The 22,607-nt window shown below is 52.6% G+C and carries 9 protein-coding genes; 7 read left to right on the top strand and 2 right to left on the bottom strand.

From position 1 onward, the window contains the following. Window positions 1-20: 20 nt before the first annotated feature. From GURA_RS15370 to GURA_RS15345, 6 genes are all read left to right on the top strand, one after another. Entirely contained in the window at window positions 21-2,576 is a 2,556-nt protein-coding gene (locus GURA_RS15370; RefSeq protein WP_041245489.1) for an LVIVD repeat-containing protein, read from the top strand. Between the two features lie 13 nt (window positions 2,577-2,589). Further along, window positions 2,590-3,549 (top strand): hypothetical protein, encoded by a 960-nt coding sequence (locus tag GURA_RS15365; RefSeq protein WP_041245488.1) that lies wholly within the window; start codon window positions 2,590-2,592, stop codon window positions 3,547-3,549. Window positions 3,550-3,593: 44 nt separating this feature from the next. Further along, window positions 3,594-3,926 (top strand): hypothetical protein, encoded by a 333-nt coding sequence (locus tag GURA_RS15360; RefSeq protein WP_011939858.1) that lies wholly within the window; start codon window positions 3,594-3,596, stop codon window positions 3,924-3,926. An 82-nt stretch (window positions 3,927-4,008) separates the two neighbouring features. After that, window positions 4,009-4,947 (top strand): REP-associated tyrosine transposase, encoded by a 939-nt coding sequence (locus GURA_RS15355; RefSeq protein ID WP_011939857.1) that lies wholly within the window; start codon window positions 4,009-4,011, stop codon window positions 4,945-4,947. A 329-nt stretch (window positions 4,948-5,276) separates the two neighbouring features. Further along, entirely contained in the window at window positions 5,277-6,287 is a 1,011-nt protein-coding gene (locus GURA_RS15350) for a hypothetical protein (protein WP_011939856.1), read from the top strand. Window positions 6,288-6,329: 42 nt separating this feature from the next. Continuing rightward, entirely contained in the window at window positions 6,330-7,334 is a 1,005-nt protein-coding gene (locus tag GURA_RS15345; protein WP_232278922.1) for a hypothetical protein, read from the top strand. Between the two features lie 106 nt (window positions 7,335-7,440). On the opposite strand, the gene GURA_RS15340 is transcribed toward GURA_RS15345, so the two are convergent. Together GURA_RS15340 and GURA_RS15335 are read right to left on the bottom strand one after the other, a co-directional pair. Then, window positions 7,441-7,842 carry a type II toxin-antitoxin system VapC family toxin gene (locus GURA_RS15340; protein WP_011939854.1) on the bottom strand — a complete coding sequence of 134 codons (402 nt, stop codon included), beginning with the start codon at window positions 7,840-7,842 and terminating at the stop codon, window positions 7,441-7,443. Continuing rightward, window positions 7,839-8,090, bottom strand: coding sequence for an AbrB/MazE/SpoVT family DNA-binding domain-containing protein (locus GURA_RS15335; protein ID WP_011939853.1), 252 nt, complete (start codon window positions 8,088-8,090; stop codon window positions 7,839-7,841). Before GURA_RS15335 ends, GURA_RS15340 begins: the two co-directional genes overlap by 4 nt. 101 nt (window positions 8,091-8,191) lie before the next feature. Between GURA_RS15335 and GURA_RS15330 the strand changes: the two genes are divergently transcribed. Then, window positions 8,192-22,477: an Ig-like domain-containing protein gene (locus GURA_RS15330; RefSeq protein WP_011939852.1), complete on the top strand. Its 14,286-nt coding sequence runs from the start codon at window positions 8,192-8,194 to the stop codon at window positions 22,475-22,477. Window positions 22,478-22,607: the final 130 nt, after the last annotated feature.

Here is a 22,607-nt window from a genome sequence, read left to right as displayed (position 1 = left end):
ACCCCTCTAGTTTTTCTCAGATGGGAGTGATCGAGCCCAAAAAGCTGAACGCCTTGCGTGTGGCGGGTGTGTCCGACTACAGCTATGCCGATGCCGACGGCAACCCGCAGAGCATGGACCTGGCCCTCACCGGCGGTGGCGGCCGACTCAAGACCGTTGACCTTACCGACCCCTACAACCCCCAACCGCTGGCAACGGTCAAAGATGCCCTGGATAAAGAGGTTGTCTCCTATCCCTACGATATAACCTTGAACAAAGAGACGGGGCTGGCAATCGTCAGTACCTTGAGCGCCATTCAGGTAGTGGATGTGAAAGACCCAAAAAATCCCCGGCTGATCAACACCATCACCCAACTGCCCAACTCATCCGGCGCTACAACACCGGAAGGATCCCCGGCGATGATTCCCATAGGCACCATCCCGGCCATGGCGGAAAAAGACGGCTGGCTGTACATGGCGGACCAGACCAAAGGTATGCGCACAATGGGTATTAACACCAACGACATAAGAGTATACAATGAGAGCAATATTCAGGTTCCCGAGATAGGATACAGTAAGGGCGGAGAGGATGACCGTCGCTACTACGTCGAGGTAAAGTACGAGGATCCGGATATCAACTGTAATGATGACGACCTGGTAGGTAGCATGGTAATCAAAACGCGCAAGGGTGCTGTTGTCAACCCTCTTCCCGGTATAGACCACCCGACGCAGTATCTGCTGTCTTTCCGCAAAGGAAGTGACGAGCACTGCTATGCCGACTTGAAAAAAACAATAACGTCTCCGACAAACAAACGCTTTATAGCCACCAACTTCCCGGCTGCCGATTTGACACTGACCACCGTGGATGGGATGGCAATCGCGCCAGTTTTTGGCAGTATCGGGACCAAGGCGATTTTTGAATTCAGCAACCGCAAAGACGGCAGGTTGATGAGGCGCAAAAATATTCCGCTTGAGAAGCTGATCAGGATTGCCTTTGATGGAAATAGGGATGGGAAGATCAGATTCGATGATCCTGAAGACAAGAAATATACTTTCTGGGTGAATGATGATCATGATACCGGGCCAGACGTGAGAAATGCCGAAGTTGGTCTTTTTGATGATGATATATATTCAAGTGCATCAGACGCAAATGACACTGAAGTTGACCAAATTAATACGTTGCGCGACTTGGAAGATTTTGCACAAGTTCACATACAGATAGACGAACATGCACGTAATGTCATCAAGTTTCTTACTGCGCCACACGATACGCCGCCGCCGGTTTTCTCATATCAACTGCAATTCAAAAACGTTAATGGCACAAATCCATCACTAAATCTTTTTGAGGCGGTGACAGATGGTACAAAATATCTAAGTGAATACAAGACAGCCCTGCTACAGTTGTATAACAAACGAATTGTCACGATTGATTCAGTTAATGTCTCTGATTTACCTGCTAACGTACTGATGGGTACAGGGGCGTCGCATTTCATTTTCGAAGGTAAATCATCAGGTACAGGTGATCTGACTATTAGTCTCAAATCGGATGGGGTCGACATTGAGGAAAATTCAGCAAAATTGGACCTGAAACCGATTACTTGGTTTTATGACAAATATCAGGTTGCTTATGATGATCTCGCCAAGAGAGTGTTGACATCCTACACAACCAGAAAGGGAGATTATCAGCCCAAAAACAATGACTACATTTTCTATGTTCATGGCTGGAACATGACGAACGGAGAAGTGGAGAAGGAGCGTTGGGCCGAGACTATGTTCAAGCGGCTCTGGTGGTCAGGGTATACCGGAAAAGTTGGTTTGTTTAGTTGGCCGACATTGGAAGGTGCACTTACTTTCGACGAAAGTGAGATAAGGGCATGGAATTCCTCAGAAGCATTTAAAAATTTGCTCTTAAGCGGAGATATGACGAAATATCAGGGCAAGATACGGCTACTCGGTCATAGTATGGGTGGTATCGTATCAGGAGAAACCATCAATAAATTGCCGGGGCCAGGAATAGTCCATACCTATATTGCTACACAGGCGGCCTTGTCGGCGCATTATTATGACAATACGATAACAGAGAAAAGCCTTGCAGCCAAGATTCCAGGTACTGTTATTACAGCTAACATCTTTGGATATTATATGTCTGGTAACGAAACCTCCTCAGATAAGCCATACCTATCTTCAAGTACACAAAAAGCAAAACACATTAACTATTTTAATAGATTAGATTTTGCCTTGAGCAGAGGAGATGAGGGGTATGCAGCTTGGGAACTCAATAGTTTGACACGTCCTGACTTTCCATACAGTTACGTTCCACTTGGTTCAATACACTTAAATGGCCTTCTCCCATTATATCTGCCGGATGATAGATATGAAGTATTCAGCAGAATTATACAATCACGAGCTAAAGCCATAGGTGCAGTTTCTTCTGCCATCAATAATTTTTATAATGATAATAATAAAGACCTTAAAGTATTATTTGATTACGATACGAAGCATTACTCTCATAGCAGACAGTTCAGATCAACTATAATACAAGAAAAAGGCTATTGGAAAGCAATCATGTCAGATTTTAGATTGACATCATCATACTAATAAGGGAGTGATTGTGAAAAATAAAATATTAATTGTTACTATTGTGTTTGTTGCAGGACTGGCTGTTTTTACAAAGTGTAATTTTGCAGATGATCTAAGTAAAATAGATAAACAAACTACAATATCAAATGTATTAAAATCACTTGACAAACCCATTTTATACTACGGAAAGGTATTGGATAATAACAATCTGCCCGTAATTAGCGCACAGGTTTCTATCCAAATTATCCAAGCAGTCGGTGTAAAGGAAATTGTGTTGTCAACTGATAATCAAGGCATTTTTGAAGTTTCCGCGATCAATGGAAGCGGTCTGTTGGTTAATAAAATAACTGCCTCTGGTTATGACTATTTGAGGATTAACCGAGCTAAAGGTCATGATGAATATGAAAATGATGGCAGCACAGTTATTGACAGAAACAATCCTGTAGTATTCACCATGCGCAAGAAAGAACCCCCAACGGTTGTCATCCCTGGTGACATATCTGTAGTTTTTAAAAAAGATGTAAAATACTACGAGGTTGATCTTGTCGATATGGTTGATGGAGCACCATACTATCTTAAGAGGTATCACAGCGATAATGCACATGCTGACCTTAAGGCCCGAGTAGAGTACATTTCCGCAGAAGATGCCTATAACTTTATCTTGGAAACACCTGATGCCGATAGCGGCATTATTGCTCTTGACCAGATGCTCTATGTGCCACCAGAGACCGGTTACAAAAATATTTATAAAGTTAAGGTGACCAATGGTCAGATGTTTAAAACCTATCTCTACATAAAGAGCAGGGGTGGTGGGATATACTCAAATCTAGATATCAAATTTGTCAACCAAAATGGCGAGGTATTTTTTAAAGCAGAAGTATGGACAAACCCCTTGGGTGAAAGGAATCTTGATTTCGATGGTGATAAATACAGGGCGTACCTAGCAAATAAAAATGCATCAGCGGAAAGAATGGGGACGAAGCCACAATAGAGAAGGGGGTGCGACGTTGTTTATTTGTTCACTGACTCATTTTTTTGGCAGTAGTCCTGCTGGACTACTCCGGCAACCAGACCACCATCTCGTACCCCACCTTCAAGGGTTCGGACGACAGCTACCTTGTCACCGCCAAGGGGGGCAAGGTGGAAGGTGACGGGGGTGTGCTCCTCGAAATCCCTGAAGGTGCGCTGGTCGGGCCTACCGTTATCAGGATTACGCCGGTTACAGAGGCGGAACTTCCACATCCGGTGCCGGCAAGAGGCAAGTATCTCGGAGCAGTGAATGTGGACACCGGCGGTATCAATGTCCGGAAGGAGGTCAAGATCTCCATACCGCTGCCTGAAGGTTTCGACCCGAATAAAAGAAAATAAAAGGGTCAAGTCTCCAAAAATCAAAAAGCATGGTAAACTTTGCGATGATAAAGGAATAACTTATCAGTCAAAGGAGAACGCCATGGCACGACCGCTACGAATCGAATATCCAGGAGCATTTTACCATGTCACATCAAGAGGTAACGAGCAAAAGGACGTATTCAAAAGCCAAAGAGACCGACAAAAGTTTCTGGAGTATCTGGAATCGGCAACAGAGCGATACGGGGGAGTAGTTCATGCCTATTGCCTGATGAGCAATCATTATCATCTGCTCCTGGAAACGCCGGTAGGCAATCTGTCACAGATCATGCGGCACATAAACGGAGCATACACGACATATTTCAACATCAAGCGGAAAAGGTCAGGGCATCTTTTTCAGGGGCGATACAAGGCGATACTGGTTGAATTAGACGAATATGCGATGGAACTATCACGATATATACATTTAAACCCGGTAAGGGCGGGAATGGTTACGCGTCCAGAGGAATACCGCTGGTCCAGCTACAACAACTACATCGGTCAAGGAACCGCGCCCACGTGGCTGAAGATGGAGACAATCCTCGACTATTTCGGCAAAAAGACAAAAGAAGCAATGAAGAAGTATCGAACATTTGTGGAAGACTTGCTTGGGAAGGAATACGACAGCCCCTTCCAGAACACATTTGGCGCAGCAGTACTCGGCACGGCGGAATTTATAGAAATGGTGACATCAGAACATCTCTCGGAGAAAGGTGTAGACAGAGCTGTCCCAGGAATCCGGCAATTTAAGTCAAACCCGGAGCCGGAAGAGATATTGAAGGCAGTAGCGGCAGTAGTGGGGGAAAAAGAAAAGCAGGCGCGGCAGGTGGGAATGTATCTCTGCCATAAGTACAGCGGAAAGAAACTACGTGAAATCGGCAATCTGTTCGGCGTAGGTGAAACCGCAATAGCAGAAGCGCGCCGTCTACTTTCGAGGAAGTTGGTTCAAGATAAAAAGTTGTGTGCAGAGGTGGAGAAAGTGAAAGCGATCCTGAAAATTTGATATTTGGAGCTTTGACCCCTTAAGGTTGTTTGTTGACCCCTTAAGGTTGTTTCGGAAGCTGGTGGTAGTCAGTTTGCCGGTAACAACAGATCACGTCTGCTTGCGGAAGCTTTCCCTGCCAGGACATTGGCGGCAGGGAAGAACAAACTAATAAGTATTGATATTGAAAACAATTTTGACATGCAATCAAGATTCAAAACGCTAGGGGACAAGTGGCCAAGCGAGAGAAAATCACCAAAGAACTGGTTTCACAATGATATCAAAAAAATAGCATTCTTATACATCTATAAAATATTCGAGCAATTTACAAGTTCGGGAGGACTTAATTGATGAAAGCAAAATTAATCTCGTTATCGTTCGCAATAAGTATGATGGCACTAATAAGCGGCTGTTTATGGGCGTTTACTATTCCTGATGCCAAGATTACTCTGCGTGTAGTTGATGAAACAGGCGAGCCAGTAAAAAATGTAAAAATAGAAATGGGCTTTCAAGTGCCGAGAAAAGGCGAACAAGGAATTGATAGTGAATCCATTAAAGGTGAAACTGATGCCAAGGGGTTATTTACAGCTTCAGGCCGAACAATACGTGACATTGGATATGAAGCTAATAAAGAGGGTTATTATGAAAGTTATGGTGAATATAAGTTTAAAGTAATTGAAGGAAATCGTTGGCAACCTTGGGATCAGATAATTAATGTTGTATTGAGAAAAATAGAAAATCCAGTGCCGATGTATGCCAGAGACTCTAAAATGTCTAAAAAAATGCAAATACCTGATTTAGCAGATGTGAAATCAGGTGTCGGCTTTGATTTGATGGAATATGATTGGGTAGCGCCGTATGGTAAAGGTATTCATTCTGATTTAATATTCAAGTTGAACAATAAATACTTTAAGTTTCTCCCAAATTATGTAATCGACTATGAATATGATAGTGAGCTGACCATTACGTTTTCGAATAGATACGATGGGATACAGTTGATAAAGGATAGTCGGAGATTTGGAAGCAAGTTCAAACTTCCCAGATATGCCCCGGAAGATGGATATAATAAATCAATGAGTGCAACAAGGAAAGTATCGCTAAAAGAACCAGTTAAACAGAGTTTTAAGGACGATAACAATTATATTTTCAGAATCAGATCAGAGGAAAAAGATGGAAAGCTAATCAGGGCTATGTATGGGAAAATACAAGGCGAGATTGAGTTCAATCCAAAAGGGCTTAATACGGCAGTAATCATATTCAGATACTACCTTAATCCAGACTATACAAGAAATCTGGAATATGACCCAAAGCGTAACTTATTTAAGAATCTGGAAAAGATAGAATATGTTGGGCTTGAGTAAGTCACGAACACCGCAGTTTCTCCCAACTTGGCGAGGAATCAAATGATGAGGAATATAATCCTATCACTGTTTGCTGTAATCAGCATCGTTGCAATTTCATATAGTCATACGTGGGCCTTTATAATACCGGAAGCTAAATTATCATTTCATATAGTTGACGAACAAGGGGCGCCAGTTGAAAAGGCCGATATTTCCGTTGGATTCGATCAGCCAGTAATGAGAGATAAAGGAACAAATGAAGATATTGTGAGAGTACTGACTGATGCTAAAGGAGCATGTTGGGTTAAGCATAAGACAGTGAGTGGGGTCAGTTATCATATTAACAAAAATGGCTATTACGAGTATTACGGTGAATATCAATTTAGAAAGGCAGAGGGCCTCAAGTGGCAACCATGGGATCAAGTTGTTAATGTAGTATTGAGAAAAATCGAAAACCCTGTGCCGATGTATGCAAGAGATTCTAAAATGTCTAAGGAAATTAAATTACCTGATATAACATCTGGTGTCGGCTTTGATTTGATGGAATATGACTGGGTAGCGCCATATGGGAAAGGTCTTCATTCTGATTTAATATTGAAGCTGAATAACAAAAATTTCAAGTTTCACCCTACTTATGTAATAGAGTATGAATATGATAGTGAGTTAACCATTACGTTTTCGAATAGATATGATGGAATACAATTAATAAAGGATAATCGGAGATTTGGAAGTGAATTCAAACTTCCCAGATACGCTCCGGAAGATGGATATAATAAATCAATAAGTGCAACAAGAAAGTTATCGCTAACAGAACCAGTTAAGCAGAGTTTTAAAGACGATAATAACTATATTTTCAGGATTAGATCTGAGGAAAAGGATGGCAAATTAGTTCGAGCCATGTATGGCAAAATTCATGGAGACATCAAATTCTATCCCAAAGGCCCAAATACAGCTGTGATTATTTTCAAATATTACTTTAATCCAGACTATACAAGAAACCTAGAATATGACCCAAAGCGTAACTTATTTAAGAACCTGGAAAAGATAGAATATGTTGGGCTTGAGTAAGCCAAGAGAAAGACAGAAGGGTCAGTCCTTTACATGAGAGAAATGAGCAATGAATCCGAGTGTGAGAGAAAATAATTCGGTTCGAAAGGATTGAAAAAGGAAGAGCTTATCGCACGAGGAGTACCGAGGGAACGGCGTCGAGCTTTTCCGCAGTTGCGACAAATTTACGGTCAAAGGTGGCAAGACCTGCCAGTTCCACACTGCCGGCGAGATGGAGGGCATCGGCGAAGTCCATCCCTTCCGCGTACCAAGTGAGAGCCTGGGCAACGTGGGCGGCATCTTCCGTTTCAATGTCCGGCAGGCCGAGAATGTGGAGCAATCGTTCATGAACGTTTTCCCGGGGGAGATTGTAGCCGGCAGACGAAGAGAGGACCCAGGCTAGCTCGATGAGGACGGTCTTGAGGACGAAACAGCGGTTCCTGGCGAGGAAATCGGTTGCCAGCGCCGCCTGGTTACGGTCGTCCTTCACCGCGTAGCGCACCAGGATGTTCGTGTCGACGGCGATCATTTGTGCTTCCCCGCTTCGACCATGACGGCCCGTTCCATCTCCTCCAGTGAGAGCGGCTTGCCCCTGTAGACCGATGGGGCGTCGGGGGGCTCCAATTCGGTCGGCGGGAAGACCTTGGTCGGCTTGATGACCAGTTCCGCTCCCCGGTCGATGATGACGAATTCCGTGCCCACCTCCCAGTGGTGCCGGTCGCGGATGGCCTTGGGGAGGATGAATTGGCCTTTGCTCGATAGTTTAACGGTTTTCATACGGATTACCTCCGGTAAGAATTATGTAAGAATATTATCCTGCTCTGCGGGCTAATGCAACCATTTAAATCTTTGAAATAATTTTTCCATAGGCGGGCGATATGAAACGACTGATCGGAATTGTGTGGGCGGTGTTGATTACTCTGGGGATGGGCGGTGTCGCGACGGCGCAGGTGGCTGATCCTCTGGCCAATGTCCTCTCCAGCTTCGACTTCAACATAGTCGGCGTGGGGCTCAAGGCTGACCCCGAATACCAGGCAGTGCCGAAGGGGATCGCCAGCAAGGTGAACACCCTGTTCGATACCGGCACGTTCAACATTGACGAGATCGCTGCCCAGCTTCCCGCCGACTACACGGTACGGGCCGAGCTTTCCGGCCCTTCGTTCCAGACCCCGCTTCCTCTCGTGACCAAGCCGGGAAAACCGTTCGACCTCCCGACCCTGGCTATCATCGGCAAATACACCCTCAATAACATCCGCCTCGTGGACGGAAGCGGCAAGACCCTGTTCGGCGCCGTGCCCCAGGCGGTGGCCATCGAGTCGATCCCGGATCCGCTCGTGACCTCGGTCACTACCCGGCCGCTCTCTACCCAGGAGCTGCAGGATCGTGGCGTGACCTTCGACAGCTCCAACTTTACCGCATACGAGTTTACCGCCGCCATTGCCACAGAGAGTGGCCAGGTGCCGCTGAGACTGCCGGTGCTTATTCCCAATGCATCAACTCTATATGAACCCGAGAAACTGCCGCCTATGCCTGGCATCGGACTCGGGATGCCGACGGAAATAACTGCTTCCCCCCAGACCCCTGTCCCCGAAAATATCAGCATCTCCGGGTTTATGCTTGAAGCGTCCAAAGTGGGTGAACCGGGAGCGCCGCCGATTCAACTTCCCCCCATCCCCGGTATCGTCGTTATCCCGGGGAATATAGGCTTTCTCCATCAGTATTTCAGCGCCATGGCCATCGTCACCAACGGTGCTCCCGGTCAGTCCAACCTGGTGGTAAAGGACATCCAGGTTAAAATCATCTTCCCGTCCGGTGCGGATTTAAACCCCGGTACCGATGACATTTCCGGCGATGACCCTTTACGCATGGCCAAAGGGACTGGCGGTTTCTTTCCACGGATCATGCCGGCGATGCATGCCGGTCCAGACGGCAAATACGGCACTGCCGACGATATCAGCCTTCTCCATCCGGCTGAATCGGGACAGGCGGATTTTACCATCGAGGGGCTGAAGGAAGGGACCCATAAGCTCGATTTTGAAATAACTGCCACCCTCGAAGGGCTCCCCATCGGCCCGGTTACCCTCAAGGGCAAGGCGACCGGCGCCGTGCTGGTGCGTAACCCCGATTTTTCCATAACCCTCGGCCATCCGGCAACGGTGCGGAGCGGCGAGGCTTACGACCTGTTCGTCACGGTTACCAATACCTCGCAGGCGGTCGCCAACCTGGTTTCCATCCACCTTGACTCCCGCGCCCTGTCGGGTGCCGTCTTTGCCAACGGCGAGGACCCGGACAAGCAGATCGAAACCATACTGTCGGGCTCATCGGCGACGATAAAGTATCGCGTCATCTCCCAGCGCACCGGCAAGGTCACGGCCACCGCCTTTGCCTCGGAAGAGGTCAAGGGGCGCTTTATCCTCCGTATGGGAGTCGGGGAGCTGGGGATTCCGCTCTCCCCCGACAGCCTCATCCTTCCCTATACCGACGGACTACCTGCTGATCTGATCAATGCCGCAGTCGGACTTCTCGGCCAGGCATGGAGTGTTGCCACGGCGCCCACCGGCGCGCTCCCAGCCGATGTCCTTCCAATTCCCAAGCAGATCATCACCGCTCGCGCCAACGACCTTTCCGAGGCGGGGCTGCGCATCCTGCTGAACGATACGACCGTGAAGGCGGTGGAAGACCTGGCCTTTGACTTCATCGGCTCGGACAATGCCAATCGTCCCTTCGACAGTTTGCGGCGGCGTTCCACCCAAGGGCTGAACCTGAACAACGCCATTGCCGCTGTCTTCCAGAATGAAATCCAGGCGACCGGCGCGTTTCCCTTCCAGGCCGGCTTGGCGAGACAATCCTCCTACCGTCCCGGCCATATTTCCGTTATCACCACCAGTGCGCCGGTGAGGGTCCGTCTTTCCGACTCTGTCGGCAACCGCAGCGGCGGGCTCTCTGACGGTGAGATGTTCCGGGAGATCCCCTACGGTGATCAGTTGTCCCTCTCCCGGAACGATACGGGTCGCAGCACCCTGACCCTTGTCACCAAGCTGGATGCCGGTAGTTATCGGCTTGACCTGGAGGCTTACGCCGATGCCGGCTTCGATCTCGGTATTGTCATCCCCGCTGCCGACGGCGTCCTTAGCCAGGTAACGTTTACCGGCATTACCATGCCGGCCGGCGCCAAGGCGCGGCTCGGCCTCACTCCCGGCGGCAGCGATTTTTCCCTGCAAATCGATACCAATGGCGACGGCGTCCCTGAGACTATTATTGCCCCCGCTGCCACCCTTGTCATTCCTGACCAGGCCCCCGAGGTGGTGGCTGTCACCCAGATTGTCCCCGGTTTCGGCCCCGGTGGCGACAAGCATGGCCGCACCGTGGCGATCCTTTTTTCCGAAAAGGTCACCAAGGTGAGCGCCCAAAATCTGGCCAATTACAGCGTCGATGAGAACGCGGCACGCATTTCTTACCTCCAGCCTAGCGGCAGAATGGCCTTTATCCTCCTTCGGGACGGCATCGGTCCGTTTGTCGAGCGGAAAATCACTGTTTCCGGCATCACGGACCTGAAACAGAACCAGCTTACTCCGGTCACCATGCCGATCCGCACCACCGCCAAGGGACCTGCCGCTCTGGTAAACGGCTCCGTGCGGAAAGCGAGCGGTGAGACGATACCCGGCGCTGTTGTCCGGCTTATGCAGCTGCAGTGGGTTGAACAAGACTATGAGCGCCTCCAGAAATACTTCATCATCAGTGAAAAGCCGGCCGATGCCAACGGTCGTTACCAGTTCGACTATGTTTTGCAAAATGACGATCCGTCCGGGCCGTTCCAAGTCGAGGCGGTTGATCCGCAGACGTCTGATGGGGCCAATATCATCACCTCCGTAGTTTTCAATGAACAGAAGCTCAATCTTGATCTTTTCATGAAGGCGCGCGGCAGCGTCTCCGGGGTGGTGCGCGATGCCGCAGGCCAGGCGGTGGCAAGTGCCCAGGTGCTGATAACTACCTTGAGCGGTGACCGGTCGTATTTAGCCGTTTCCGATGCTGTCGGCGCTTTTTCTTTCGCCAACGTGCGGGTCGGCGCCTTCACTTTGAAGGCGGTCAGCCAATCCCTCTTTGCCGAGGGGAGCATCATGGGGACCCTCCCCGATAACGGCGGCAGCATTACACAGGACATCACCATCTATCGGCTTTCGGATGCAAAACGGGGCAATATTGCCGGCAAGGTGCTCGGTTCAGACGGTACCCCCCGGGCGGGTGTCATAGTTGTCGCCCAGATTTTTGAAGGTAGCGGAGTCAGATACAGCAACTGGATGAGGAGCGGCTCAGACGGCAGCTATGCCTTCAACGGCATTTTTGCCGGCAAACTGCGGATCGACGTGAAGGACGACGCCAGCGGTGAAAGAACCTCCGCCAGTGGTACGGTGCTGGAAGGGGGCACATCTGTTTTCAACATTATCCTGAAAGGGACCGGTACGGTTACCGGGAAAGTCGAACGGGAGGACGGCCAGTCGGTGGCCGGTCTCCATGTAATAGCAGACGTGGATGGTACAACCAGGATCGTGCAGACCGACACGCAGGGTAATTTCACCATCAGCGGGGTCCCGCTCGGTACGGTCTCCCTGAGGGTAACCAATCCGCGGGACTTCAATCAGACACTTGTTTCACTCAGCGTAAGCCTGCTGACCGCCGGCGATACTGCCAATGCCTACCTGTTTGTCCCGGCAAAATCCTTTTTTACCGGGACCATCCAGGGGACCGTCTATCGCCTGGACGGCAGCGTCTTTCCCCATGCCACGGTGCGGCTGGTGAATTTGTTCAGCAACACATATTTTGCATACAAGGCGGACGGAGAAGGGAAATACGTCATTCCCGCTTTGCCGATGCAAACCCATTATCTTACAGTGGTCAACGGCCGGGAGATTGCCAATGCCAGCACCACCCTCTGGTACGACACCCAGACCAGAACCGTCGATCTCCATCCGGTCGGCATGGGGAGCGTTACCGGCACCATTTACGATGAAGGCTCCGGCATGATCCCGGTGGGGGCGGATGTGGCGCTCTCCTCCATGCGGCCCGATGGTCTCGGCTGGCTCCGCTATGATCGCTCGGCAAATGTGAAGAGCGATCCCCAGAGCGGCAGGTACACCTTTACCAATGTCTATGTGGGTGATTTTACGGTCAGTGCGTTCAATGTTCTCCGCCCCACCCTTGTTTCCAAAAGAGGCACTTTAACCGCCAACAATGAGACAGCAACTGCGGACCTGGTACTGAAAGACACCTTCGGCTCCATATCCGGCCAGGTGCTCTTGCCCAATGGCACGCCGGCGGGGGCGGATATTACGGTTGCGGTAACTTTCGGCGGCGCTGATGTGGTCGTCACCACGAACGCGGAAGGTAAATTCCAGTTCAGGCCGGTTATTCCGGCGGGGAATTACAGTGTCCTGGTCGAAGATCTGGTTACCACTCTCAAGGGGAAGGGGTATGTTTCCGTCCCTGCGGGACGTGACGTTGCTGTCACCATACGTTTACTCGGGCGTGGTTCCATGACTGTGCGTGCGCTCAATGCAGACAATACCATTGCGCCCAATACCGCTATCAGTTTAAAGGGGAGTGATTTTCCCAATGACCTTGCCAACGGGGTCACCGGTCCGAATGGCACGATAACTTTCGAGAATCTCACAGAAGGGCGCTATGCCATTTCTGCCATGGGAAGCTCAAACCGCGGCGGGAGGGCCGAAGGAAACATCCCGCTTGACCATGCCGCAGTCAATGTCGACGTCAGGCTGGCCCCCTCCGGCAGCTTTAGCGGCACCTTTTTCAAGTCGGACGGGGTTACGCCGATTCAGGGGGGGCAGATAAAACTTCTCAACAGTGGAAAGCAAGTGGTCGCCTATGCGTTTACCTCCACCGAGGCAGCCACTGCCGGACAGTTCCGTTTGGATTTTGTGCCGCTCGGGGACTTCACCCTGGAGGGTTTTGATCCGATCAGCGAACGGCGAGGGGTCGGCGGCGGTAAATTGACCTCAGATGGAGAAACCGTGATTGCCAACGTGGCTGTCACCCCCATCGGCGTGGTCAAGGGAAGGGTATTGAACTATTCAGGGACCGCACCGGTCTCCAATGCAAATGTGAGAATATGGGTAAACGGCGTCAGCAGCTATTCCAATGAAACATCAACCAGTCCGGATGGGAGCTTCCTTTTTGCCGGGGTGCCGGCCGGTCGGTTCAATCTGGATGCAACCGAACCGTTAACCCGTCTGCACGGCCAGGCCACCGGCGCCATCAGCTATGAAAGTGAAATTGCCCAGACCGAACTGCACATAGCTCCGACCGGCTCCATCGAAGGAAGTGTGCTGATGCCGGACCGCACCACTCCGGCAGGGAGCGCCACCGTGACCTTGGAGGAGAGCGGCGTTACCACCCAGGTCGATCCGGCAACCGGTGCTTTCCGCTTCCTGAACCTTGCAGCCGGCAAATCCTATTCGATCCGTGCCAATGAAAACGGCGCCAATCGGGTCGGAAAGACCATAACTACCATCACCGGTGACGGTGAGATCGCTCGGGCGGATATTACCTTGCGCGGCATAGGCGTTGTCGAAGGGATTGTCTTCGATACGAACACCACTGCTCCTCTTGAGGGGGCGAGGGTGACCATTCAGACCAACACGACTTCCGCCGACGCTTATACCGATTCAACCGGCAGCTACCGCTTTGCCGACGTTCCGGCTTCCTCATTTACTCTTCGCGCCAGCCATCCGCAACGGCTTACCGCTGCTTCAGCTTCCGGGACCCTGGACAACGAAGGCCAGATAGTCGACATCAATCTCACCTTTGGTTCCGTCGGTTCCGTCACCGGCACGGTTGTCATGGCTGACGGCATTACTCCAGCCCGTGGCGGAGTGGTGAAATTCACCGGCGGCGGCAGAACATTTATCGCGGTCATCGATACGAACGGCCAGTTCGGTTTCAATAATATTCCGCTCTGCTCTTTCAAGCTCTCCATAGAAGATGCATCCGGTCTTGCGATCGGTTACGCCTTGGGGAATATCGTTTCTAATGGAGAAGTCGTAGCGGTTGGTACCATCATCCTCGATGACAAGCCGATTACCGTCATTGCGGTGGATCCTGTCAGCGGAGCTGTTGACATTCCGGTCAGCCAGGCCATTAAAATCCTTTTTTCCGAGCCGGCCAATCCGCTCACTGTCAATTCTTCTACAGTTTACATCCAGCAAGGAACGAGCCGCATCACCGGCTCACTGGTGCTTGATCAGGACAATAAAGGGGTCACCTTCACCCCGTCGGCGCCATTGACCGGTTTTACTCTCTATACCGTTGTCGTTACCACCGGAATCCAGGACCGGGTCGAGAGACCCTTGCCGCAGACCTTTACCAGCACATTTTCCACTGTTGACAATACCCCGCCGAGTGTGAAATCGGTCTCCCCCTCCAACGGGACGATCGAGGTGGCAACCGACGGGGTGGTACGGGTCACCTTCAGTGAAACCATCGATCCCGCCAATGTCTCCGGGATCAAGCTCCTGCAGGGGAATATCCCGGTTGCCGCGCAGCTTGACCTGATCCAGGGGGGAACCGTGGCGGTCCTTACACCGCTCAATCCGCTTGTCGCAAACGGGAATTATACAGTTTCCGTATCCAATGCCCGCGACATGGTCGGAAATATCCAGCAGGGGACCTTCCTCTCCTCATTCAACACCATCGACACCATCGCGCCGACCATCAGCTCCCTCACCGTCCCGGCCAACGCCGACCTGATCCGGGGCAACACGGTGGCTGTCACTGCCGTTTCCCCGGGCACGGACGTGGCATTCGTCGATTTCTACGTGGACGGCATGTTGACGGCCACCGACACCACGGCTCCTTACAGCATGAACCTCTTGCTTTCAAAGGAAGGGGCTGTGCAGGTGAAGGCCGTGGCCCAGGACCGGGTGGGGAACCGTTGGCTTCCGGTATCTCTAGATCTGACCGTTGCGGCGGACCAGCCGCCGACGGTGGCGTTTACCGCTCCAGCTGAAGGAAGCAGTGTCAATACCGGCGCTGGCTTCAGTGTTACCGTCCAGGGTAGTGACGATCTGACCGTGAAAGAGATTGCCCTGACAGTTGCCGGAGAGGTCATGGCTACCCAGACAAAAACCAATCTCTCGGGCAAAAACGTTTCTACTACATTCAATTTTACGGCGCCCACCACCATCACCCAAGGGGGAAATATCGTTCTGACCGCCATTGCCAAGGACTCGGCGGGAAATTCGAGCCAGGCTGCCCTGCGGACTTTAACTGTGCATGACGGCATCGCCCCGGTGGCGGTTTCTCTCGTAAGCACCGGCCAGACGGTCAAGTACCGGCCGGGCGATACCGGCACGGCCACCTTCGATGCTACGGACAATGTCGGCGTCACCCGTATCGCTTGCAGCGCCAGCGGTGCGGTCACGGAAAACCGGGACTTTGCCCTGCCCTCGCCGCAGAGCAGTGTCAGCCAGGAGTTCAGCTTCACCGTTCCGGTCAACGCGGCCTCCAACGCGACGACTACTATCTCCTGCACTGCCTTTGATGCAGCCGGCTACCTGGCAACAAGATCCATAACCCTTGCGGTGGCTGACGTGATTCCGCCGCAGGTTACGGGTGCGTCCGTTGCCAACAACGCTACCGACGTGCCGGTAGGCTCGTCGATCTCGGTCTCGTTCAGCGAGGCGCTTGCGACGTCTTCTGTTACCGCTTCCTCAGTTGTTCTGACCGACACGGCGGGGCAGCCCGTGCCGGGAAGCGTCACCATTGCCGCCGACCGGAAGGGGATCACCTTCAAACCGACAAGCGCACTTGCCCGCGGCGCAGCCTACACCCTGACCGTTACTGCGGCCATTACCGACGCCGCCGGCAATTCCCTGGCCGCACCGTACGATGTCTTCTTCACCACCGACAATACCGCGCCGTCCCTCAAGACCATCAGCCCGGCAAGCGGTTCGCAGAACGTCCCGGTCGGCTCTGCCATCGCCTTCACCTTCAGCGAGGCCATCGATCCGGCTTCCGTGAAGAGCGACAGTATCTCCCTCTCCTCTGCATTCGGCCCGGTGGCGGGCACTGTGGGGCTCTCTGCGGACAATTCGAGCGCCATCTTCAAACCTCTGGGGCAGCTCAGCTTCAGCCGAGACTACACGATCACCTTCAAGGCGAGCATTGCGGATATTTCCGGCAATCTCACTGCAGTAAATTACACGGGGGCCTTCCTGACCCAGAGTCCCAGCTCGGACCTGGTCGGCCTCTGGACCATGGATGGCGACTGGAGCGATTCCTCCGGCAACGGGAATCATGGGACGGCCAGCGGTGGTGCCGCATTTGCCTCCGACCATGCCGGTGGCGCCATGGCGGGGAGCTTTGACGGTGCGAACGATTATATCAAGGTGAATAATTCTTCCAGCCTGAATCCGACTGCGATTACGGTGGAGGCATGGGCGAAGAGCGCAACGCCCATGTGGGGCTCAGGCTCAATTGCGAGTAAATACGGGGCATACACTTTGCGTCCGGTGGAAGGGTCGAAGGAGCTTAGGTTCTACGCAGGATCGCAGTATGCCGCAGTCAATGATCCCGATCTCGATCCGACCCAGTGGCACCACTATGCGGGAACTTACGACGGTTTCAGCATAAAGCTCTATGTTGACGGCGTAGTGAGAAGTACGGTCGCCTATAACGGCAATCTATACACAGCCGGCACAAATCCGTTGTATATCGGCTGGGACGATTGGCAGACATGGAGATACTTCAAAGGGTTGATCGATGAAGTGGCCGTTTACAAACAGGCCCTTCCTGCCGAAGACATATTCGAACATTACCATGCTGCACTGACAAGCGACCGTCTGCCTCCTGCACCGCCGACAGTCAATGCTGTAGAGTCACCCACATTCAACAACAACATCATCCTTACTGGAACCAAGGAAGCGGACGCGTCCGTCAGGGTAAACGGCAGGGAGGTGGTCGGCCACGATGCATCAACCACCTGGCAAACGATCTACTCCCTGCAACCAGGGCAGAACATCCTCGACATCACCAGCCGGGACATGGCGGGGAATGCCAGCGATCCGGTCACCATTTCGGTGGACCTCCTCCCGGCCAACCAGCGCGATCCGGACATCGTGGGACTCTGGCATCTGGACGGAAACTGGCTGGATTATTCCGGGAACGGGAACCATGCTACTGGTAATGGCGCCGTGTTCTCTGCCGAGTTGATCGAGGGAGCGGCAGCGGCGATATTTGACGGATCTAACGACTACGTCTCCATTTCCGACAGCGCCAGCCTGGATGTAACCACTGCGATGACGCTGGAAGCATGGATAAAACCCAATAACGTCAGTACGTACCAGCAGATCATTGATAAGTTTGGAACCTATGGCGACTCTACGTATCGAATCGGCTTGGTGCCATCAGGGCAAATCAGCTTCGATATCAGCGGAAACGGAGGTGCAATCGATTACACAGTTTCGACAAACGCGCCAATTACCCAGGGCAAATGGCATCATGTGGCAGCGACGTTCGATGCCGGGGCGGTGAAGCTTTACGTGAACGGCGTTGAAGTCGCTTCGAAAGTTTCATCGATAACCGTGCTGAAGGCCGGCACCTCTCCTCTCAATTTGGGCTTTGAGCCCACGACAGGTCGATATTTCAACGGCCTTATGGACGAGGTCGCCATCTACAAGCGCGCCTTGTCTCCAGAGGAAATACGGTCTCACTATAACGCGTTACCAACGGTCACTCTTGCCAGTCCTGGCCAGACAACGAAATACAGACCGGGTGACGCAGGGAACGCAACCGTTACCGTCAACCACGATCCGGGTGTGAGCAGCTTGATCTGCACCGCTTCCGGCGCGGCTTCGGGAATGATGACCCTGCCGTTCGGCTCGCTACAGACGGCGGTATCGCAGGATTTTGCCTTCAATGTGACAGCGAATGCCGCATCCTATGCAACCGTCACCCTTACCTGCAGTGCTGTTGATGCTGCCGGACATATCGGTTCATCCAGCATCAACCTGACAGTGTCGGATATCGTTGCGCCGACGGTGGCCGGTGCATCCATCGCGGACCACGCCGTGAACGTGGCGGCAACGGAAAGCTTTACGGTATCGTTCTATGAAGTGCTTGCACAGTCAACGGTGAATGCCACTTCGGTTTCCTTGATGACAGACAATGGGACGAACCTGATGGTTGGGGGGACGGTAACGCTCTCTCCAGATCGGAAAAGCATTAGCTTTACTCCGGCAACGGCATTGGACGGGGATACGCCGTACCGGCTGACCGTATCCACATCTGTGACCGACATGGCAGGAAATCCGCTTACCGCGGATTATGTGCTGCACTTCACGACCCAGTCGGTAACGGCGGTTTCAGTGGCCGGTCAGGGGACAAGCACTGCTCCATACGTGGTGGCTGCAGGGCGGTACAGCACGATCTCGATTACAGGCAGTTACGTCGTCTTCGACGGGCCGGTGGCTGCGGATTCGCTGTCACTCACTGGTGGCAGCGTGTTGACGCATGAGCAGACGGGGCTCACAGGGGCAGAGCAATTGGATATTGCTGCATCCAGTATTACCATCGATGCCGCGTCCAAAATCGATGTAACCGGCAAGGGGTATCTTGGTGCCTGGCAAGGATTGAATGGCGGCTTGCCGCGGACCCATGGGAACATGACGAGCGGAACGAGCAGCGACTATTACAACGGCGGCAGTTACGGCGGTCTGGGCGGAATTTATAGCGGCAGTGTCAACGGAGCATACGGCGATTTGACCAATCTCAACGAGCCGGGAAGCGGCGGAAGCGGCTATCCTACCAACTCCAGCTATGCGGGCGGCAATGGTGGCGGACTTGTCCGGATCAAGGCGGGTACCTTAAGCCTGAGCGGGAGTATCCTTGCTGACGGGGCTTCAGCAACCTATGGCAGCGGCAGCGGCGGCGGCATACTGATTGACGTTTCAACGCTGACCGGCAGTGGTGCCATCTATGCCCGCGGTGGAAGCAGTTCTTATGGTGCTGGCGGTGGCGGGCGGATCGCCGTCTATTATGACACGATCAGTCTCGCTGTTGCCAACATCATCGCCTCCGGCGGACAGTCCGGCAATGGAGGCAACAGTGCCCGTAACGGCGGGGCCGGGACCATATACCTGAAGAATAACGGCAAGGATAAGGCAGACCTGATTATCTGCAATAATGCTATTGTCAGCAGCGTAGCTACGCCGGTCCCCGGCGGCGATTACGGAACTGTTGATGTAAAGGGTGGAACACTCATCGCCATGAACGGCAGCTTCACTACCGAGAGCGACATAGTCCTGACCAACACCCAGATGACCATCAACGGTTCTATTGCCATACCGAATTTGTTGATGGACAACAGCACCCTCATCATTAACGGTTCGTTGAAGGCCGCCGGCAACATCGTAATGCAGAATAAGAGCATGCTCACCCATTCCGGGGCAACGACCGCTGTTGTGCAGATGCTAGACATCACCGCAACAAATGTCACCATTGACTCCACGTCGAAGATCGACGTGAGCGGCAAGGGGTATCTGGGGGGCTGGCAGGGGGGGAATAACACCAATACCGGCCGGACACTAGGGAACACGACCGACGGTGGGAGTGTATATAACAACGGCGGCAGTTTCGGTGGTCTGGGCGGGATATCTGCGTGGAGCGGCAATGTGAACGGCAGTTACGGGAATCCGCAGTTGCCGGACGAGTTGGGAAGTGGTGGCGGCGGAAATGGAAGCAGCAACGCCGGTGGCAATGGTGGCGGTCTGGTGAAAATAAGCGCCGGGACGATGAGCCTCTTAGGGAGTATCCTGGTCGATGGCGGTACCACGTATGTCAGCGGTGGCGGAAGTGGCGGTAGTATCCAGATCAACGTGGGGACGCTGACAGGCAGCGGGACGATCAGCGCCCGAGGAGGTGCAGCCACAGCCAATACGAACTACGGCGCCGGCGGCGGTGGTCGGATCGCGATTTATTATGGGGTTAATACCTTCCCGACGGCCAACATTACCGCCTCTGGCGGAAAAGGTGGTGACGGCAGCAACCCCGCGCGGAACGGCGGAGCAGGGACGATCTACCTGAAGGATAATGTAAAATCGCTTGGAGACCTGATAGTTGATAACCGGGGGATACTGACGTCCAACACGACAACGGTGCCGGGCGGTGACTATGGCCTGGTGGACGTCAGGGGTGGTGCCGCTATATCTATGAACGGAGACCTGAACCCTGGTATGGACATGGTGATTGCCGGCAGCCAGTTGACGGTTTCGGGTGGGATTAAGGCGCCGGGTAACCTAACGATTGACAACAGTGTCGTTACAGTAGCTGGAGCGGTAAACGTTTCGGGCGTGCTTGAACTTAAGAACCAGAGCGTTCTTTCCCATTATGTTGCCACAACGACAAGTCAATGGAAACTGGAAGTAACGGCCGGTTCAGTTACCGTTGACGCCACCTCGAAGATCGACGTAAGCGGCAAGGGTTATCTTGGTGGCTGGCGGGGAGGGAACAACACGAATACCGGCCGGACATTGGGGAACACGACCGACGGTGGGAGTGTATATACCAACGGCGGCAGTTACGGCGGTCTGGGCGGCATATCTGCATGGGGCGGCAATGTGAACGGCAGTTACGGGAATCCGCAGTTGCCGAATGAATTGGGAAGCGGTGGTGGCGGAAATGGAAGCAGCAGCAATGCTGGTGGCAATGGTGGAGGTCTGGTGAAGATAAGCGCCGGGACGATGAGCCTGTTGGGGAGTATCCTGGCCGATGGCGGTACCACGTATGTCAGCGGTGGCGGAAGTGGCGGTAGTATCCAGATCAACGTGGGGACGCTGACAGGCAGCGGGACGATCAGCGCCCGTGGCGGTGCAGCCACAGCCAATACGAACTATGGCGCCGGCGGTGGTGGTCGGATCGCGATTTATTACGGGGTTAATGCCTTCCCGACGGTCAACATTACCGCCTCTGGCGGAAAAGGCGGTGACGGCAGCAACACCGCGCGGAACGGCGGAGCAGGGACGATCTACCTGAAGGATGATGTGAAATCGCTTGGAGACCTGATCGTTGATAACCGGGGGATAGATGCGCGTGACGACTCTACTCTGATGAAATTGATCGGGCGTGGAGCCATTTCAATCATTACCTCCGACAGTCTGACCATGTCCGGATCGAATTGGACCGCCGGTGCGTTTGCAGGATTGAGAATCAATCCGAATGTGAACCAGAGTGTCTACTTCACGATTAAGGACAACACTGCCGATACCATCTATATTAACTCTGCAGATGGTAACCTGAACCAGATGGCGGCCGTGGGGGATACGTTCAGCGGAGTGTTTGCCCTGAATCAACTGCAGATACTGGGTAAGGCGCGAGTTTATACTACTGAGCAGTATAATGTGGCTACCGACGTTATTGTGGACAACTCTGTTCTTACCGCAAGCGAGATTTATGCGGATCAACTAAGTGTTACGAACGCAGGTATGGTAACTCAACCGTCGACAACAACTACTACTGCGTACCGGTTAAAGATCGACGCAGTTACCGACTTTACCGTTGACGCCACTTCAAAGATCGACGTAAGCGGGAAGGGATATCTGGGCGGCTGGCAGGGGGAGAACAACACGAATACCGGGCGGACATTGGGGAACACGACCGACGGTGGGAGTGTATATACCAACGGCGGCAGTTACGGCGGTCTGGGCGGCATATCTGCGTGGGGCGGCAATGTGAACGGCAGTTACGGGAATCCGCAGTTGCCGAACGAGTTGGGAAGCGGTGGTGGCGGAAATGGAAGCAGCAGCAATGCTGGTGGCAATGGTGGAGGTCTGGTGAAGATAAGCGCCGGGACGATGAGCCTGTTGGGGAGTATCCTGGTCGATGGCGGTACCACGTATGTCAGCGGTGGCGGAAGTGGCGGTAGTATCCAGATCAACGTGGGGACGCTGACAGGCAGCGGGACGATCAGCGCCCGTGGCGGTGCAGCCACAGCCAATACGAACTATGGCGCCGGCGGCGGCGGTCGGATCGCGATTTATTACGGAATGAGCAGTTTTGCTCCAGAGAATATCAAAGTTTCGGGTGGCATAAGCGGAAACGGCGGAACGGCTGCAAGAAACGGAAGTATTGGAACGATTTACACCTTGCAGCGTTAGTCGTTCTATAATGCAACAGTTGCTTCTCAATAAAGCCCGGCCGGGTTATCCCGGCCGGGCTTTATTTAAGTTGAATAACGCTGTTACTCCCGGAAATTTTGCTGGGCAGGGGACTTTGCTTCAGGCAGGA

The sequence above is a fragment of the Geotalea uraniireducens Rf4 genome (assembly GCF_000016745.1).
Classification (GTDB): Bacteria; Desulfobacterota; Desulfuromonadia; order Geobacterales; family Geobacteraceae; genus Geotalea; species Geotalea uraniireducens.
Note: the sequence above shows the minus strand (reverse complement) of the source record. Positions and strands in the feature narration are given on the sequence as shown.

Excerpts from the sequence above, each read along its gene's own strand:
- GURA_RS15370 (WP_041245489.1), top strand. The coding sequence starts at position 21 with ATGGGAGTGATCGAGCCCAAAAAGCTGAACGCCTTGCGTGTGGCGGGT.
- GURA_RS15355 (WP_011939857.1), top strand. The coding sequence starts at position 4,009 with ATGGCACGACCGCTACGAATCGAATATCCAGGAGCATTTTACCATGTC.
- GURA_RS15350 (WP_011939856.1), top strand. The coding sequence starts at position 5,277 with ATGAAAGCAAAATTAATCTCGTTATCGTTCGCAATAAGTATGATGGCA.
- GURA_RS15345 (WP_232278922.1), top strand. The coding sequence starts at position 6,330 with ATGATGAGGAATATAATCCTATCACTGTTTGCTGTAATCAGCATCGTT.
- GURA_RS15340 (WP_011939854.1), bottom strand. The coding sequence starts at position 7,842 with ATGATCGCCGTCGACACGAACATCCTGGTGCGCTACGCGGTGAAGGAC.
- GURA_RS15335 (WP_011939853.1), bottom strand. The coding sequence starts at position 8,090 with ATGAAAACCGTTAAACTATCGAGCAAAGGCCAATTCATCCTCCCCAAG.
- GURA_RS15330 (WP_011939852.1), top strand. The coding sequence starts at position 8,192 with ATGAAACGACTGATCGGAATTGTGTGGGCGGTGTTGATTACTCTGGGG.